The 14,731-nt window shown below is 68.0% G+C and carries 17 protein-coding genes; 14 read left to right on the forward strand and 3 right to left on the reverse strand.

Translation table 11 applies throughout. From position 1 onward, the window contains the following. Positions 1–3 precede the first annotated feature (3 nt). Positions 4–1,077, forward strand: coding sequence for an ABC transporter ATP-binding protein (locus AC07VS_RS00490; RefSeq protein WP_494656587.1), 1,074 nt, complete (start codon positions 4–6; stop codon positions 1,075–1,077). 1 nt (position 1,078) lies between these two features. Continuing rightward, positions 1,079–1,489: an SMU1112c/YaeR family gloxylase I-like metalloprotein gene (gene gloA2, locus AC07VS_RS00495; protein ID WP_494656588.1), complete on the forward strand. Its 411-nt coding sequence runs from the start codon at positions 1,079–1,081 to the stop codon at positions 1,487–1,489. A gap of 90 nt (positions 1,490–1,579) precedes the next feature. On the opposite strand, the gene groL is transcribed toward gloA2, so the two are convergent. Together groL and AC07VS_RS00505 are read right to left on the reverse strand one after the other, a co-directional pair. Then, positions 1,580–3,220: a chaperonin GroEL gene (gene groL, locus AC07VS_RS00500; protein ID WP_492347346.1), complete on the reverse strand. Its 1,641-nt coding sequence runs from the start codon at positions 3,218–3,220 to the stop codon at positions 1,580–1,582. A gap of 50 nt (positions 3,221–3,270) precedes the next feature. Beyond that, on the reverse strand, positions 3,271–3,561 hold the full coding sequence (locus tag AC07VS_RS00505; protein ID WP_019576489.1) for a co-chaperone GroES: 291 nt from the start codon (positions 3,559–3,561) through the stop codon (positions 3,271–3,273). Between the two features lie 280 nt (positions 3,562–3,841). Here AC07VS_RS00505 and AC07VS_RS00510 point away from each other — a divergent pair, with 280 nt between their 5' ends. Further along, complete coding sequence (locus AC07VS_RS00510) at positions 3,842–4,057, forward strand: antitoxin MazE family protein (RefSeq protein WP_492347345.1); 216 nt, start codon at positions 3,842–3,844, stop codon at positions 4,055–4,057. Positions 4,058–4,191: 134 nt separating this feature from the next. Here AC07VS_RS00510 and AC07VS_RS00515 read toward each other — a convergent pair whose 3' ends face one another. Next, positions 4,192–5,385 carry an MFS transporter gene (locus tag AC07VS_RS00515; RefSeq protein WP_492347344.1) on the reverse strand — a complete coding sequence of 398 codons (1,194 nt, stop codon included), beginning with the start codon at positions 5,383–5,385 and terminating at the stop codon, positions 4,192–4,194. A 75-nt stretch (positions 5,386–5,460) separates the two neighbouring features. Between AC07VS_RS00515 and AC07VS_RS00520 the strand changes: the two genes are divergently transcribed. The 11 genes from AC07VS_RS00520 (at position 5,461) to AC07VS_RS00570 (ending at position 14,649) form a co-directional block, all read left to right on the forward strand. Further along, entirely contained in the window at positions 5,461–6,042 is a 582-nt protein-coding gene (locus AC07VS_RS00520) for a TetR/AcrR family transcriptional regulator (RefSeq protein WP_494749942.1), read from the forward strand. Between the two features lie 110 nt (positions 6,043–6,152). Beyond that, positions 6,153–7,067 (forward strand): LysR family transcriptional regulator, encoded by a 915-nt coding sequence (locus tag AC07VS_RS00525; RefSeq protein WP_492347342.1) that lies wholly within the window; start codon positions 6,153–6,155, stop codon positions 7,065–7,067. 195 nt (positions 7,068–7,262) lie between these two features. Further along, positions 7,263–7,676 (forward strand): malonate transporter subunit MadL, encoded by a 414-nt coding sequence (gene madL, locus AC07VS_RS00530; protein ID WP_494749943.1) that lies wholly within the window; start codon positions 7,263–7,265, stop codon positions 7,674–7,676. A 4-nt stretch (positions 7,677–7,680) separates the two neighbouring features. Continuing rightward, the gene (gene madM / locus AC07VS_RS00535) at positions 7,681–8,445 is read left to right on the forward strand and encodes a malonate transporter subunit MadM (RefSeq protein ID WP_492347340.1); all 765 of its coding nucleotides are present in this window, start codon (positions 7,681–7,683) and stop codon (positions 8,443–8,445) included. A 9-nt stretch (positions 8,446–8,454) separates the two neighbouring features. Beyond that, a complete protein-coding gene (gene mdcA, locus AC07VS_RS00540) occupies positions 8,455–10,125 on the forward strand; it encodes a malonate decarboxylase subunit alpha (protein ID WP_492347339.1) in 1,671 nt (556 codons plus the stop codon). A 31-nt stretch (positions 10,126–10,156) separates the two neighbouring features. Then, complete coding sequence (gene mdcC, locus AC07VS_RS00545) at positions 10,157–10,513, forward strand: malonate decarboxylase acyl carrier protein (protein ID WP_494656592.1); 357 nt, start codon at positions 10,157–10,159, stop codon at positions 10,511–10,513. Continuing rightward, positions 10,510–11,418 (forward strand): biotin-independent malonate decarboxylase subunit beta, encoded by a 909-nt coding sequence (locus AC07VS_RS00550; RefSeq protein WP_494656593.1) that lies wholly within the window; start codon positions 10,510–10,512, stop codon positions 11,416–11,418. The genes mdcC and AC07VS_RS00550 overlap by 4 nt, the downstream gene beginning before the upstream one ends. After that, on the forward strand, positions 11,415–12,113 hold the full coding sequence (gene mdcE, locus AC07VS_RS00555; protein WP_494656594.1) for a biotin-independent malonate decarboxylase subunit gamma: 699 nt from the start codon (positions 11,415–11,417) through the stop codon (positions 12,111–12,113). Before AC07VS_RS00550 ends, mdcE begins: the two co-directional genes overlap by 4 nt. A 19-nt stretch (positions 12,114–12,132) precedes the next feature. Continuing rightward, entirely contained in the window at positions 12,133–12,813 is a 681-nt protein-coding gene (gene mdcG, locus AC07VS_RS00560; protein WP_494749944.1) for a malonate decarboxylase holo-[acyl-carrier-protein] synthase, read from the forward strand. Between the two features lie 4 nt (positions 12,814–12,817). Continuing rightward, positions 12,818–13,741, forward strand: coding sequence for a triphosphoribosyl-dephospho-CoA synthase MdcB (gene mdcB / locus AC07VS_RS00565; protein ID WP_494749945.1), 924 nt, complete (start codon positions 12,818–12,820; stop codon positions 13,739–13,741). Further along, the gene (locus tag AC07VS_RS00570; RefSeq protein WP_494749946.1) at positions 13,738–14,649 is read left to right on the forward strand and encodes an ACP S-malonyltransferase; all 912 of its coding nucleotides are present in this window, start codon (positions 13,738–13,740) and stop codon (positions 14,647–14,649) included. The genes mdcB and AC07VS_RS00570 overlap by 4 nt, the downstream gene beginning before the upstream one ends. The last annotated feature ends 82 nt before the right edge of the window (positions 14,650–14,731 follow it).

The following is a 14,731-nucleotide window of genomic DNA, read 5'->3' on the forward strand; positions in this document are numbered from 1 at the left end:
CAAATGGCTTCATCGTTGCAAATTTCGGGCATCAACAAGCGCTACGGTCGTGGCGACAACAGTGTCGAGGTGCTCAAGCGCATCGACATCCATGTCGAGCCCGGCGAGTTCCTGATCCTGGTGGGCCCTTCGGGCTGTGGCAAATCCACCCTGCTCAACATCATTGCGGGGCTGGACGACCCCAGCGAAGGCGAGATCCGCATCGGCGATCGCAACGTGGTGGGCATGCCCCCGCGCGACCGCGACATCGCCATGGTGTTCCAGAGCTATGCGCTCTACCCCACGCTCAGCGTGGCCGACAACATCGGCTTTGCCCTGGAAATGCGCAAGATCCCCAAGGCCGAGCGTCAGGCCCGCATTGCCCAGGTGGCCGCCATGCTGCAGATCGAACACCTGCTGGACCGCCGGCCCAGCCAGCTCTCGGGCGGGCAGCGCCAGCGCGTGGCCATGGGGCGTGCCCTGGCCCGGCAGCCCCAGTTGTTTCTGTTTGACGAACCCTTGTCCAACCTCGACGCCAAGCTGCGCGTCGAAATGCGGGCCGAGATCAAGCGCCTGCATCAGACCAGCGGCATCACCAGCGTCTACGTCACCCACGATCAGGTCGAGGCCATGACGCTGGGCTCGCGCATCGCGGTGATGAAGGGTGGCGTGGTGCAGCAACTGGGCACCCCCGACGAGATCTACAACCACCCGGCCAACACCTATGTGGCCACCTTCATCGGCTCGCCCACCATGAACCTGGTGCGCGGCAGGCAACACGGTGGCAGTTTCGAGATGCTGGGGCAGTCGCTGTCCCTGGCAGGCCCCGCTGAGGCTGCGCTTGCCGGGCAGGAGCTGCTGCTGGGCGTGCGGCCCGAGCACCTGCTGCTGGACGACGCCTCGCCCTGGCGTGGTGAGGTCAGCGTGGTCGAGCCCACCGGCCCCGACACCTATGTGGTGGTCGACACCTCGTCGGGTACCCTGACCCTGCGCACCGGCGCCCAGACCCGGGTGCGCCCGGGCGATCGCGTGGGCATCTCGGTGGCGCCCGGCCACGCCCACTGGTTTGATGGGGCCAGCGAAATGCGTCGGGCCTGACATGGGGCCCGATCCGACGGTGCCCCCGCTGCTGGGCCCGCACCACATCGCGCTGATCTGCAGCGATGTGCGGCGGTCACGCGACTTCTACACCCGGGTGCTGGGCCTGCCCGTGCTGCACGAGCAGTACCGGGCCGAGCGCCAGTCGCACAAGATCGACCTGGCCCTGCCCGATGGCACCCAACTGGAGCTGTTCTCGTTTCCCTCACCGCCGGCGCGGCCTTCGCGGCCCGAAGCCTGTGGCCTGCGCCACCTGGCCTTGCGCGTGGCCGACCTGGCCGCCTGGGTGGCCCATCTGCAGGCCCAGGGCGTGCCGGTCGAGCCGCTGCGCACCGACGAGGTGACCGGCGCCACCTTCACCTTTTTCGCCGACCCCGACGGCCTGCCGATCGAGTTGGTGCAGCCGGTCTGATCATCGGAACAAGCCTGATCGATCAGGCACAAAAAAAGGGCCGCATCGCTGCGGCCCTTTTTGTTGGGAGCTGGAAGGCTCAGGCAGGCATTACATGCCCATGTCGCCCATGCCGCCCATGCCGCCCGGCATGGCCGGAGCTGCGGACTCGTCCTTCGGAGCTTCGGCCACCATGCACTCGGTGGTCAACAGCAGCGAAGCCACCGATGCGGCGTTTTGCAGCGCGGTGCGGGTCACCTTGGTCGGATCCAGGATACCCATTTCGATCATGTCGCCATAGGTGTCGTTGGCAGCGTTGAAGCCGTAGTTGCCCTTGCCATTCAGCACGGCGTTCACGACCACGCTCGGCTCGCCGCCGGCGTTGTACACGATTTCGCGCAGGGGGGCTTCGATGGCCTTCAGGATCAGCTTGATGCCGGCGTCTTGATCGGCGTTGTCGCCCTTGATCTCGCCAGCAGCTTGCTTGGCGCGCAGCAGAGCCACGCCACCACCGGCCACGATGCCTTCTTCCACAGCAGCGCGGGTGGCGTGCAGGGCGTCTTCAACGCGGGCCTTCTTTTCCTTCATTTCGACTTCGGTGGCAGCACCCACCTTGATCACGGCCACGCCGCCGGCCAACTTGGCCACGCGTTCTTGCAGCTTTTCGCGGTCGTAGTCGCTGGTGGCTTCTTCGATTTGCACGCGGATTTGCTTCACGCGGGCTTCGATGTCAGCAGCAGCGCCGGCGCCGTCGATGATGGTGGTGTTTTCCTTGCCCACTTCGATGCGCTTGGCTTGGCCCAGGTCAGCCAGGGTCACCTTTTCGAGCGACAGGCCAACTTCTTCAGCGATGACCTTGCCGCCGGTCAGGATGGCGATGTCTTCCAGCATGGCCTTGCGACGGTCGCCGAAGCCAGGAGCCTTCACGGCCACCACCTTCAGGATGCCACGGATGGTGTTCACCACCAGGGTCGCCAGGGCTTCGCCATCGACTTCTTCAGCGATGATCAGCAGCGGACGGCCCGACTTGGCCACTTGCTCCAGGGTCGGCAGCAGGTCGCGGATGTTGCTGATCTTCTTGTCGAACAGCAGCACGAAGGGGTTGTCCAGCAAAGCGGCTTGCTTTTCCGGGTTGTTGATGAAGTAGGGCGACAGGTAGCCGCGGTCGAACTGCATGCCTTCAACGACGTCGAGTTCGTTGTTCAGCGACTTGCCGTCTTCCACGGTGATCACGCCTTCCTTGCCGACCTTGTCCATCGCGTCAGCGATGATCTGGCCGATGGACGAATCGCTGTTGGCCGAGATCGAGCCGACTTGAGCGATTTCCTTGGAGGTGGTGGTGGCCTTGGTGGCCTTCTTCAGCTCTTCGACCAGGGCGGCAACAGCCTTGTCGATACCGCGCTTCAGGTCCATCGGGTTCAGGCCGGCGGCCACGTACTTGGAGCCTTCGCGCACGATGGCTTGGGCCAGCACGGTGGCGGTGGTGGTGCCGTCACCAGCGTTGTCGCTGGTCTTGGAGGCCACTTCCTTCACGAGCTGGGCGCCCATGTTCTGCAGCTTGTCCTTGAGTTCGATTTCCTTGGCCACGGACACACCGTCCTTGGTCACGGTCGGGGCGCCGAACGAGCGTTCCAGCACCACGTTGCGGCCCTTGGGGCCCAGGGTCACTTTGACTGCGTTGGCCAGGATGTTCACACCCTCGACCATGCGAGCGCGGGCTTCACCGCCGAAGACGACGTCTTTTGCTGCCATGTTGTTTTCTCCGAATTCAGTAAATGGATTGAGCGGGGATCAGGTAGAAATTACTTTTCGACGACAGCGAAAAGATCTTCTTCCTTCATGACCAGCAACTCATCGCCGCCGACCTTGACGGTCTGGCCGCTGTACTTGCCGAACAGAACGCGATCGCCAACCTTGACGGCCATGGCGCCCAGTTCACCCTTGTCGTTCTTCTTGCCGGGGCCGACGGCCAGCACTTCGCCTTGATCAGGCTTTTCAGCGGCGTTGTCGGGGATCACGATGCCGGAGGCAGTCTTGGTTTCGTTTTCCAGGCGCTTGACGATCACGCGATCGTGCAGAGGACGAAGGTTCATTGCATCTCCTGAGAGCAAAAAGGGGTTTCACAATCGACCGGTGCACCGCCCACGGCGGGCACCATCAACTCAGCGAGCGGCCAGTGCTGTCAACACTCGGCTGTTAGCACTCAACCGCTTCGAGTGCTAATCATAAGGGCTTTTGCTTGGCTTTCAAGAGGGGCAGATGTCGGGATTCCGCGGGCTCGGTACTTTTCTCATTCAATTCTGAATTCACCAGATTGCGGCATGGTTTCATGCTGGGCAACATGTAACCGTTCATGCAAGCAACGGAGGCACCATGCCGTCGATTCAAGAATCCAAGGTCGCACGGCATCGTGAGCGGATGCGTGCGGCGGGGCTGCGGCCCGTCCCGTTCTGGGTGCCCGACACGCGCTCACCTGAGTTCGCGGAGCAAGTGAGCAAGCAGTGCAAGAGCCTGAATGGCGACCCGACAGAAAAGGAGTTTTTGCACTTCACGGAAGCGGCTGCAACGCATGTTGAGGGCTGGGAGTGATACATCGGGGCGACCTCGTGACGGTTTCATTGCAGGGCGACTTCGACAAACCCCGGCCGGCCTGGGTCACTCAATCAGACCTGCTCATGGACCTGGACAGCATCGTGCTGAATCGCCCTGGGTTTGAACGGTCCCTACGACCTGGCCATGAGCGCCCCCGCGATCACACACAAGGCCAGCAGCGACAGGCCAAAGCCCAGCGCAGCGGTGGCCAGTCCGAACAGGCCCACGGCCAGGCCGGCCAGCACGGCCGGCACGCTGAAGGCCAGGTAGCTCAGCGAGAAAAAGCCAGCCATCAGGGCGCCGCGCTCCTCGGGCTGCGCCAGGCTCACCAGGCTGCGCACCGAGCCATTGAAGGCCGCGCCAAAACCCAGGCCGGCCACCACGGTGCCGCCAAACAGGGCCGCGCCGCTGGGCAGCACCATGCCGATCAGGGTGATTGCCAGCCCCAGGCCCAAGGCCACCGTCCCGCCCAGCAGGGCGGTGTGGGCCGGTTTTTGGCGCACCCCCAAGATGGCCACGGCGCCGGTCAGCACCAGGCAGGTGATCAGCGCACCCCCCACAAGGGGTTGAGGGCTGCCGGTCACCAGGCGGGCCAGGCTGGGGCCCAGCGACAGGTAGAAGCCTCCCAGGGCCCATTGGGCGGTATTGACCGGCAGGATGCGCAGCAGGGTCGGGCGCGCGGCGGCGGGCAGGGCGATGCGGGGCCACAGCGTGCGCCAGGGCATGCGGCGGCGCGCCACCGTCTCGGGCAGGCCCAGCGCGGCCAGGGTTTGCAGCGCAAACAGGCCCATCAGGCACTCAAACACCAGCTTCGTGGGGGCCGGCGCAAACTGCACCAGCACGCTGCTGCCCAGTGAACCCAGGGCCATGCCGACCATGGGCGCCACGCTGTTGAGCAGGGCGCCGCGGTCGCGGTCCAGGTCGATCAAGGCGGCACTCAGCGTGCTGGTGGCGATGCCCGTGGCCAGCCCTTGCAGGACACGGGCGGCCAGCAGCCAGGCGACCGAGTCGGCGCACCAGAACAGCGCGGTGGCCCCCATTTCAAGCACCAGGGCCCCGATCAGCACGGCGCGCCGGCCGCGGTAGTCCGACCAACTGCCCAGCACCAGCAGGGCGCCCAGCAGGGCGACGGCGTAGCTGGCAAAGACCAGTGTCAGGGTCAGGGCCGAAAACCCCCAGGCCTCGCGGTACAGCGCATACAGCGGGGACGGGGCGCTGGAGGCCGCCAGAAAGCTCACGACGATGGAGGCCAGCAGGCCCAGGGCTGTCTGCGGGCGCCAGTGGCGAGCTGGGGCGCGGGGGGGAGGGGCGGGGCGAATGGCCATGGTGCTCTTTAAAGCAAATTATTTGCGTTAGTGCATTAGATCACTAACGCATATTTTTTGCTTTAGCATCGTGACATGAACCCCAAAGCTGGTCTCCGCCCTGGCGGTCGCAGTGCCCGCGTGCAGGCGGCCGTGCACCAGGCCGTGCGCGATCTGATCGCCGAGCAAGGGCGATCGGCCCTGACCGTGCCCCTGATCGCAGCGCGCGCCGGCGTCACCCCCTCCACCCTCTATCGCCGCTGGGGCGAGCTGGGTGACTTGCTGGCGGATGTCGCGCTGGACCGTTGGCGCGCCGAGACCGAGCCCGCCGAAACCGGCAGCCTGCTGGGTGACCTGCTGGTCTGGGCCGAGCAGTACCTCGAAGAGATGAGTTCCGAGCCCGGTCGGGTCATGATGAGGGACGTACTGGCAGGCCCCTCGCGCGCGACCCCGGTCTCTTCCACCCCCTCCAGTCAATGCGCGGCTTACCTGCAAAGCCAGCTGGACTTGATTCTTCAGCGCTGGCCATCACCAGGCCAGGTGCTGCCCACCGCGCAAGCCCTGATGGACGGCGTGGTGGCGCCCATCATCTTTCGGGTCTTGTTCGGCCCCGAGCCACCCACCGCTGCGCAGTTGAGGGCCTGGGTGCAGGCCTGCCTGGACCACGCCCAGCGATGAGCACGGCGTCATCCGTCGTTGCCTCCGGGCTGGTCCGGCAGCAGCAGGGGGGGCTGCCCCTGGCCCAGGCACTACCATTGCGCCCATTCACCACGAACCGCCCGTGCACCATGCGTCTCCATGTCGATGAGGAAATCACCTTTCGCAAGCTCGAGGTGCTGTTGGCCTTCATGGAGACCGGCAACCTCACGCGTGCGGCCGAGTTGCTGGACGTCAGCACGGTCAGTGTGCACCGCGCGCTGCATTCGCTGGAGGAGGGGCTGCGCTGCAGCCTGTTCCGGCTGGAGGGCCGCAACCTGCACCCCACCGAGGCGGCCTACGCCCTGGCCGAGGTGGCGCGCGATGTGCTGCGGCGCATGAGCGAGGGCATCAACACCACCCGCAACGTGGCCGGCTACTCGGCCAGCCGCATCCGCATCGGCTCGCTTTACTCGCTCACCGTCAAGACCGTGCCCGAGGTGATCATCGCGCTCAAGGTGCGCAAGGCCGAGCTGATGGCGGAACTGGTGCTGGGCTCCAATGACGACCTGCTGCAGAAGCTGCGCGACGGCGCCATCGATGCCGCCTTGATGGCCCTGCCTCAGGCCGCGCCCGATATCGAGTCCGAGCCCTTGTTTGAAGATGACATCTATTTCGCAGCGCCGGTGGGTTCACGCTACGAATCCCTTGCCGAGGTGGACCTGAGCCAGTGTGCCGACGAACGCTTTGTCAGCCTGGGAGAGGGCTTTGCCACCTACAACGGCTTTCTGCAGTCGTTCAGCGTCGCTGGCTTCACGCCCCATGTGGTGATGCAGACCGGCGACATCTTCTCGCTCATGAACCTGGTCTGCGGCGGCCTGGGGTGCACGCTGCTGCCCGGCCGGGTGCGCGATGTGTTTCCTGACAAGGTGCGCTTCATTCCGCTGCAGCCCCGGTACCTGATGCGCCAGACCATCGCGCTCAACTTCCTGCGCACGCGTGAGCGCGACCCCAACCTGCTCGCCCTCTTGGCCGTCTGTCGCGGGGCCAAGGCCGCCCTGCGCTGAGCGCGCCGGCCCAGGCACCTCATCGCCCCATATCGCCCCTGAGCGGCCTCCCTGTGCCAGGGGCTGCGCCGTTCGTCATAACCGTTGCACGCCGTGAAAACGTTCGTGGCCGAGGTTAATTGATCCCACACGTCTGCCTTCCTACGATGCCAGTCCAGGGGATCACCCCGGCACATCACAACAACGGAGACAGACATGATCATTTTCGGAACCGCCCTGTTGGCGGCCTGCCACCTGCTCGGCATTTTCATCGGTGACCTGCTCGGGCAACTGCTCGGGGTCAAGACCAATGTCGGCGGGGTAGGCATCGCCATGCTGCTGCTGATGGCGGCCCGGCTTTACATGCTCAAGCACAACAAGCTGCCCAAGCTGACCGAACTGGGCGTGGAGTACTGGGGCGCCATGTACATCCCGGTGGTGGTGGCCATGGCGGCGCAGCAGGACATGGTCTCGGCCTTGCGCGGAGGCCCCGTGGCGGTGTTGTCGGCGATCGCGGCGGTGGCCGTGTGCGCGGTGGTGATCGCCCTGATCAACCGGGCCGAGGTACAGGGCCCGGAGTCGCCCGAGGTGGCGCAGTTGCACAACCCACTTGTGGCCGACCAGGAGTGACACCATGCTCGACATTCTCGAAAAAGCCGCGCTTCACAATGGCCTGGTCACCGCCTTTGCGGTGGTGGGTCTGATCGTTCTGCTGGCCGGGCAGATCTCCAAACACCTGACTTTCGGCCGCGTGCACGGCTCGGCCATCGCCATCGTCATCGGCCTGGGCCTGGCCTACTGGGGCGGCACCCAGACCGGTGGGCACAAGGGGCTGGCCGACCTGTCCTTGTTCGGCGGCATCGGCCTCATGGGCGGCGCCATGCTGCGCGACTTCGCCATCGTGGCCACGGCCTTTGAGGTGCAGCCGCTGGAGGCGCGCAAGGCCGGCCTGATCGGGGTCGTGGCCCTGCTGCTGGGTACCGTGCTGCCCTTCATCGTGGGGGCCGCCATTGCCTGGGGCTTCGGTTACTCGGATGCCGTGAGCATGACCACCATCGGTGCGGGTGCCGTCACCTACATCGTGGGGCCGGTCACCGGGGCCGCCATCGGCGCCAGTCCCGATGTGATGGCCCTCAGCATTGCCACCGGCCTGGTGAAGGCCATCCTCGTGATGGTCGGCACGCCCATGGCGGCGCGCTTTCTGCGCCTCAAGACACCGCGATCCGCCATGGTCTTCGGTGGCCTGGCCGGCACGGTCAGCGGCGTGTCCGCCGGGCTGGCCGCCACCGACCGCAAGCTGGTGCCCTATGGCGCACTGGTGGCCACCTTCCACACCGGCCTGGGCTGTCTGCTCGGCCCCTCGCTGCTGTTTTTTGCCACCAAAGCCCTCGTGGGCTGAGCCCTTGCCATGGAACACAAACACTGGAACACCCAACAAAGCAACCGTCGGTTGCGGCAGACCCGAGCGGCCGAGGCGCTGGGCCCGCAACTGCAGGGCAAGACCGTGGCGGCCCCCGCCATCGGCACCCTGCTGCATGCGGTCATCGAACCCGGTGACCGGGTCTGCCTGGAAGGCAACAACCAGAAGCAGGCCGACTTTCTGGCCCGGGCGCTGACCCAGCTCGACCCGGCCCGGGTGCACGACCTGCACATGGTGCAATCGGTGCTGGCCCTGCCCGAGCACCTGGACCTGTTCGAGAACGGCATCGCTTCGCGGCTCGATTTCTCCTTTTCGGGGCAGCAGGCCGGGCGACTGGCCAAGATGGTGTCGGCGGGCCAGTTGCGCATCGGGGCCATCCACACCTACCTGGAGCTGTTTGCGCGCTACTTTGTCGACCTCACGCCACGGGTCTCGCTGGTCTGCGCCCAGTCGGCCGATGCCCAGGGCAACCTCTACACCGGCCCCAACACCGAAGACACGCCCGCCATCGTCGAAGCCACCGCCTTTCGCCGTGGCATCGTCATCGCCCAGGTCAATGAGCTGGTGGACGCCGTGCCCCGGGTGGACATCCCGGGCGACTGGGTCGACTACGTGGTGCTGGCGCCCAAGCCCAATTTCATCGAGCCCCTGTTCACCCGCGACCCGGCTCAGATCAGCGAGATCCAGGTGCTGATGGCCATGATGGCCATCAAGGGCCTGTACGCCGAGTACGGCGTGCAGCGCCTCAACCACGGCATCGGTTTTGACACCGCGGCCATCGAGCTGCTGCTGCCCACCTATGGCGAGTCGTTGGGCCTCAAGGGCAAGATCTGCAGCCACTGGGCGCTCAACCCCCACCCGGCCCTGATCCCGGCCATCGAAGCCGGCTGGGTCCAGAGCGTGCACTCGTTTGGTTCCGAACTGGGCATGGAAGACTACATCCGCGCCCGCTCCGATGTGTTCTTCACCGGGCCGGATGGCAGCATGCGCAGCAACCGGGCCTTCAGCCAGGCGGCCGGCCACTATGCCTGCGACATGTTCATCGGCAGCACGCTGCAGATCGACCTCAACGGCCACAGCTCCACCGCCACCCTGGGCCGCATCTCGGGCTTTGGCGGCGCCCCCAACATGGGCGCCGATGCGCGGGGCCGACGCCATGTGTCGCCGGCCTGGCTCAAGGCGGGTGCCCAGGCCCGGCAGGGGCGGGGCGGCGTGGCCGCCATGCCGCGCGGCCAGAAGCTGGTGGTGCAGATTGTCGAAACCTTTCGCGAACACATGCAGCCGGCCTTTGTGGATCGGCTCGACGCCTGGCAACTGGCCGAGCAGGCCGGCATGGAGATCCCGCCCGTGATGATCTATGGCGACGATGTGACCCACATCCTCACCGAAGAGGGCATTGCCAACCTGCTGCTGTGCCGCAGCGACGAGGAGCGCGAGCAGGCCATCCGCGGCGTGGCGGGCTACACCCCCATCGGCCTGGGGCGGGACCGCCGCATGGTCGAGAACCTGCGCGACCGCGGCGTGATCCGGCGCGCCCAGGACCTGGGCATCGACCAGCGCGATGCCACGCGCAACCTGCTGGCGGCGCGCTCCATGCGCGACCTGGTGCGGGCCTCGGGCGGCCTCTACCAGCCACCCAAGCGCTTCCGCAACTGGTAATGCGAATCCCACTGCCAACAAGGTCAACACCATGAGCATTCCCCACGGGCTTGAAGCCCTCCATTTTTCGTTCACCGGCACGCAGCCCGCGGGCCGCTTTGCGCCCGTGCTGGTCGGCGTGGTCGGCTCGGGCAACCTCGAAGTGCTGATCGAGCCCCTGGCTGCCGGCGACGGCGCGGCCCCCGGCGCTGCCGGCGAATGCCGCCTCGAGGTCAGCACCTCGGCTCGCGGCTTCGCCCCGATCTGGCGTGCCGTAGCCGAAGACTTCCATGCCCGCCACCCCCTGGGCGGCGTGCGCATTTCCATCAACGACATGGGGGCCACGCCTGCCGTGGTCAACCTGCGGCTGGACCAGGCCGTGGCCCAGATGCGGAGCGCCCAGCCATGAGCCTTGCCAACCCCCTGCAGGCGAGCTTCGCCGAATCCACCGCCCGCGAGCGCGTGCTGCAATTGCTGGATGCGGGCAGCTTCACCGAGATCCTCGGCCCCTCGGCCCGCGTCATGAGCCCCCACCTGGGTCAGTTGGGCGTGCCCTCGTCGTTTGACGATGGCGTGATCGTGGGCGAAGGCCGGCTGGGCGGCCAGCCCGTGCTGGTGGCCGCCCAGGAGGGCGAGTTCATGGGCGGCGGCGTGGGCGAGGTGCATGGCGCCAAGCTCGTGGGCCTGTTCCAGCGCGCGCTGCGCCAGCGACCCGCTGCCGTGCTGGTGCTGGCCGAGTCGGGCGGGGTGCGCCTGCACGAAGCCAATGCCGGCCTGATTGCCGTGTCCGAAGTCATGCGTGCCCTGCTGGCCACGCGCTCAGCCGGCATCCCCACGCTGATGTTGATCGGGGGCGCCAATGGTTGCTTTGGCGGCATGGGCCTGGTGGCCCGCTGCGCCGACCACGTGCTGATGAGCGACGCCGCCCGCCTGTCCATGTCAGGCCCCGAGGTCATCGAGTCGTCGCATGGCGTGGAAGAGTTCGACGCCAAGGACCGAGCCGGGGTGTGGCGCACCACCGGCGGCAAGCACCGCTACCTGACCGGCGATTGCGATGAGCTGGTGGACGACAACATCGGTGCCTTCCGCGAAGCTGCGCTGCACCGGCTGGGCCAGTCCCGCCCCGTGACGCTGGAGGCGCTGGAACAAGAACACGCCTTGCTGGCCGCCCGCCTGGCCGAGCACGGTGACTGCGCCGATGCGGTGGACATCTGGCGCCGCCTGGGCATCACCGATGCGCCATCGGTGGTCAACCTCGATGCGGCCGAGCTGCGCGCCCTCAAACACCTTGCCCAAGAAGGAGCCCAGCCATGATCTGGACCGATCTGCTTCAAAGCCTGTTCGGGGCGCAGCACCAGGTGCGCCGCGAAGGCGAGCTGTTGCGCGGCACCGCCGAGCTCGACGGCCAGACCCTGGCCGTGGTCGGAACCACCGACCATGCTGCCATCGGCGTCGAGCTGGCCCTGGCCCAGGCCCGTGCGGTGCTCGACACCGTGCGCGACCACCCTGGCCGCCCCATCCTGCTGTTGGTCGACACCCAGGGCCAGCGCCTGCGCCGGCGTGACGAGTTGCTGGGCATCAATCGCTACATGGCCCACCTGGGCCTGTGCATCGAGCTGGCCCGCCAGCGCGGTCACCGCGTGATCGGGCTGGTGTACGACCAGGCGCTGTCGGGCGGCTTCATCACCTCGGGCCTGATCGCCGACGCCTGCTATGCCCTGCCCGAGGCCGAGATCCGCGTCATGCGCCTGCCGGCCATGGCGCGGGTGACCAAGATCGACGAGTCGCGCCTGGCGGCGCTGGCCGAGTCCAACCCCGTGTTTGCCCCCGGGGTCGAAAACTACGTGGCCATGGGCGGCGTGCAGGCCTTGTGGCGCGGTGATCTGGCGGCGCAGCTGCGCGCTGCGCTGGTCCAGGCCCCGACCACGGATGAGCGCGCCCGCGATGGGGCGCAGCGCGGCGGCCGGCGGCTGGCCGCCGAGGTCGCCCGCCGCGTGGCGCAGGCCTGACCCCACGCAGGAGTCGGTCATGCTGCAAATCGAACGCAACAGCCTGGTCTGGCCCACGCCCGAGGGCTGGTCCACACTGCAGGCCCAGGCCTGCCCCGACCCGGTCGCCCAGGCGGTCGTCCAACACTGGCATGCGCAGCGCCTGCCCCTGGTGGTGGGGCGGCAGACCGGCCCGCTGTCCCAGGACGGGGTCACCCTGGGCCTGCCGGCGCCCGCCGAATGGGAGCGGCGCCGGCTCACCTTCAGCTTGCCGGTCCGTCAACTGGCCTACAGCGGCCGGTTTCCGAGCCTGTCGGAGGCCGCCTTGCGGCAACGCTGGCGACGCCGGGCGCAGGCCCTGGATCAGGCGCTGGGCCGCTGCCTGGATCACGCGGCGGGCGCGGTGCAGGTCTATGGCTCCTTTGGCTGGCAGAGCCTCACGGGCCTGCGCTACCTGCGCGAATCGTCCGACCTCGACCTGCGCCTGGCGGTGCCCGACCTGTCGGCCGCCGAGGCGGTGGTCCGCCTGCTGGCCACGGTGCGCCTGCCCTGCCGCATCGATGGCGAGCTGGTGTTCCCCAGCGGCTGGGCAGTGGCCTGGCGTGAGCTGGGCCAGTTGCTCGATGGCCAGGTACCCCAGGTGCTGGCCAAGCGGCTCGATGGCATTGCGTTGATCGGGCTCGACCCACTGCAGCTGCGGGCCGAGGCCCTGCCGGCCTGACGCCATGTCCTTGCTCGATTCTTCAAACCCATCGCTGGACGCTGCCGCGGCCCGGCTGGCCCGCGAGGCCGTGCGCGCCCTCTACGCCGAGCTGGTGCTTGAGCCCAAGCCCGGCCTGGTCTCGCTGCGCGACAACGGCAGCCACCATGACATGGATGCCAGTCATTTTGTGCGCAGCCTGTTTGCCTTGCGCCACTACTTTGCCCACATGGTGCGCGCCGGCGCCCGCCACGCGGCCTTCGATGAACTGCAAGCCCTGGGCCTGCAGGCCGAGGCCCGCATGCTGCGCGCCACCGGCGGCGTCAACACCCACCGTGGGGCGGTGTTCTGCCTGGGCCTGCTGTGTGCCAGTGCGGGCTGGCGCGTGGCCCGGGGCCTGCCCCTCAGCAGCGAAGGCCTGCGAAGCACCCTGCGCCAGGCTTGGGGCACAGCCTTGCGTGAGCGCGCGGCCCAGGCGCGCCAGCGCCCCCCGGCCTCAAATGGCCAGCGTGCCGCCCGCGAGCACGGCCTGCGCAGCGCGGGCGACGAGGCCGCGCTGGGCTTTCCGGTGTTGTTCGAGCACAGCCTGCCGGCGCTGCGCCAGGCGTTGAGCCTGGGCTGGCCAGATCGCCGGGCCCGGGTCCAGGCCTTGTTCACCACCCTGGCGGTGCTGGACGACACCAACCTGGTCCACCGCGGCGGCCTCGAGGGCTTGCACTTTGCGCGCCAGCAGGCCCGTCGCTTTCTGGCGCAAGGGGGGGCGCAGGGGGCCGACTGGCCTGAGCGGGCGCGGGCCCTCCATGCCGAGTTCGTGGCGCGCCGCCTCTCGCCCGGCGGCGCCGCCGACCTGTTGGGCGCCGCCTGCTGGCTGCAGGCCGTGACCACCTCCTGCCCGGTGCCCGCGCCAGTGCCCCGGGCCGTGCTGGCGGGCCTGGCGGGCTTGGTATGAGCTACGCCGTGCTGTTCCCCGGTCAGGGCAGCCAGCACCCCGACATGCTGCCCTGGCTGGCGGCCGAGCCCGCTGCCGCCGAGCCCTTGCGGGCCCTGGCGCAGCACCTGGGCCCCGATTGGCGCGCCCGGCTGGGCCAGCCCGAAGAACTGTCGCGCAACCGCTTTGCGCAGGTGCTGGTCACCGGGGTGTCGCTGGCCGCCTGGTCGGCCGTGGCCACTCACCTGGCCGAGGGGCCGGCCATCGTGGCCGGCTACAGCGTGGGTGAGCTGGCGGCCGTGGCCTGTGCCGGGGCTTTCGATCCGCGCACCGCGATCGACCTGGCTGCTCAGCGGGCCCAGGCCATGGATGCTGCTGCCGGCAGCGTGTCGGGTGGGCTGTTGTCGGTGTCGGGCCTGCACCAGGACCGCATCGCCCTGCAGCTGGCGGGGCAGGGCCTGGAGGTGGCCATCCGCATCGCGCCGGACCACCTCATCCTGGCGGGCGAGACGGCGCGGCTGCAGCAGGCCGAGGGGCTGCTGACGGCGGCGGGCGGGCACTGCAAGCCGCTGCCCATCCGCATCGCCTCGCATTCGTCGGCCATGCGGGCCGCTGCCGGGGCTTTTGCCCAGACCCTGGGCGGCACCGCCTGGCAAGCCCTGCGCTGCCCGGTCGCGGCCAATGCCACGGGCACAGCCTTGCGCCGGGTCGAGCAGATGCGGCCCGCCTTGAGCCAGCAGATCGACCACCCGGTGCTGTGGTCCGCCTGCCTGGAAGCCATCGCCGAGCGCCGGGTCGAGCGCGTGATCGAGATCGGCCCCGGCCGGGCCTTGAGCGCCATGTGGTCGCGCCAGCACCCCGACGTACCCGTGCGGGCGCTGGAGGATTTCCGCTCGCCGCAAAGCGCTGCCGCGTGGTTGGGTGCCTGACGCCGCTGCTGGCACGGCGGCCCGCCCCAGCGTGTCATACTGCCGGCGCCGCGGCCTTGTGCCCTGGCGGCCCCTGGTTTTC

Source organism: Curvibacter sp. GW821-FHT01G03, assembly GCF_059422285.1.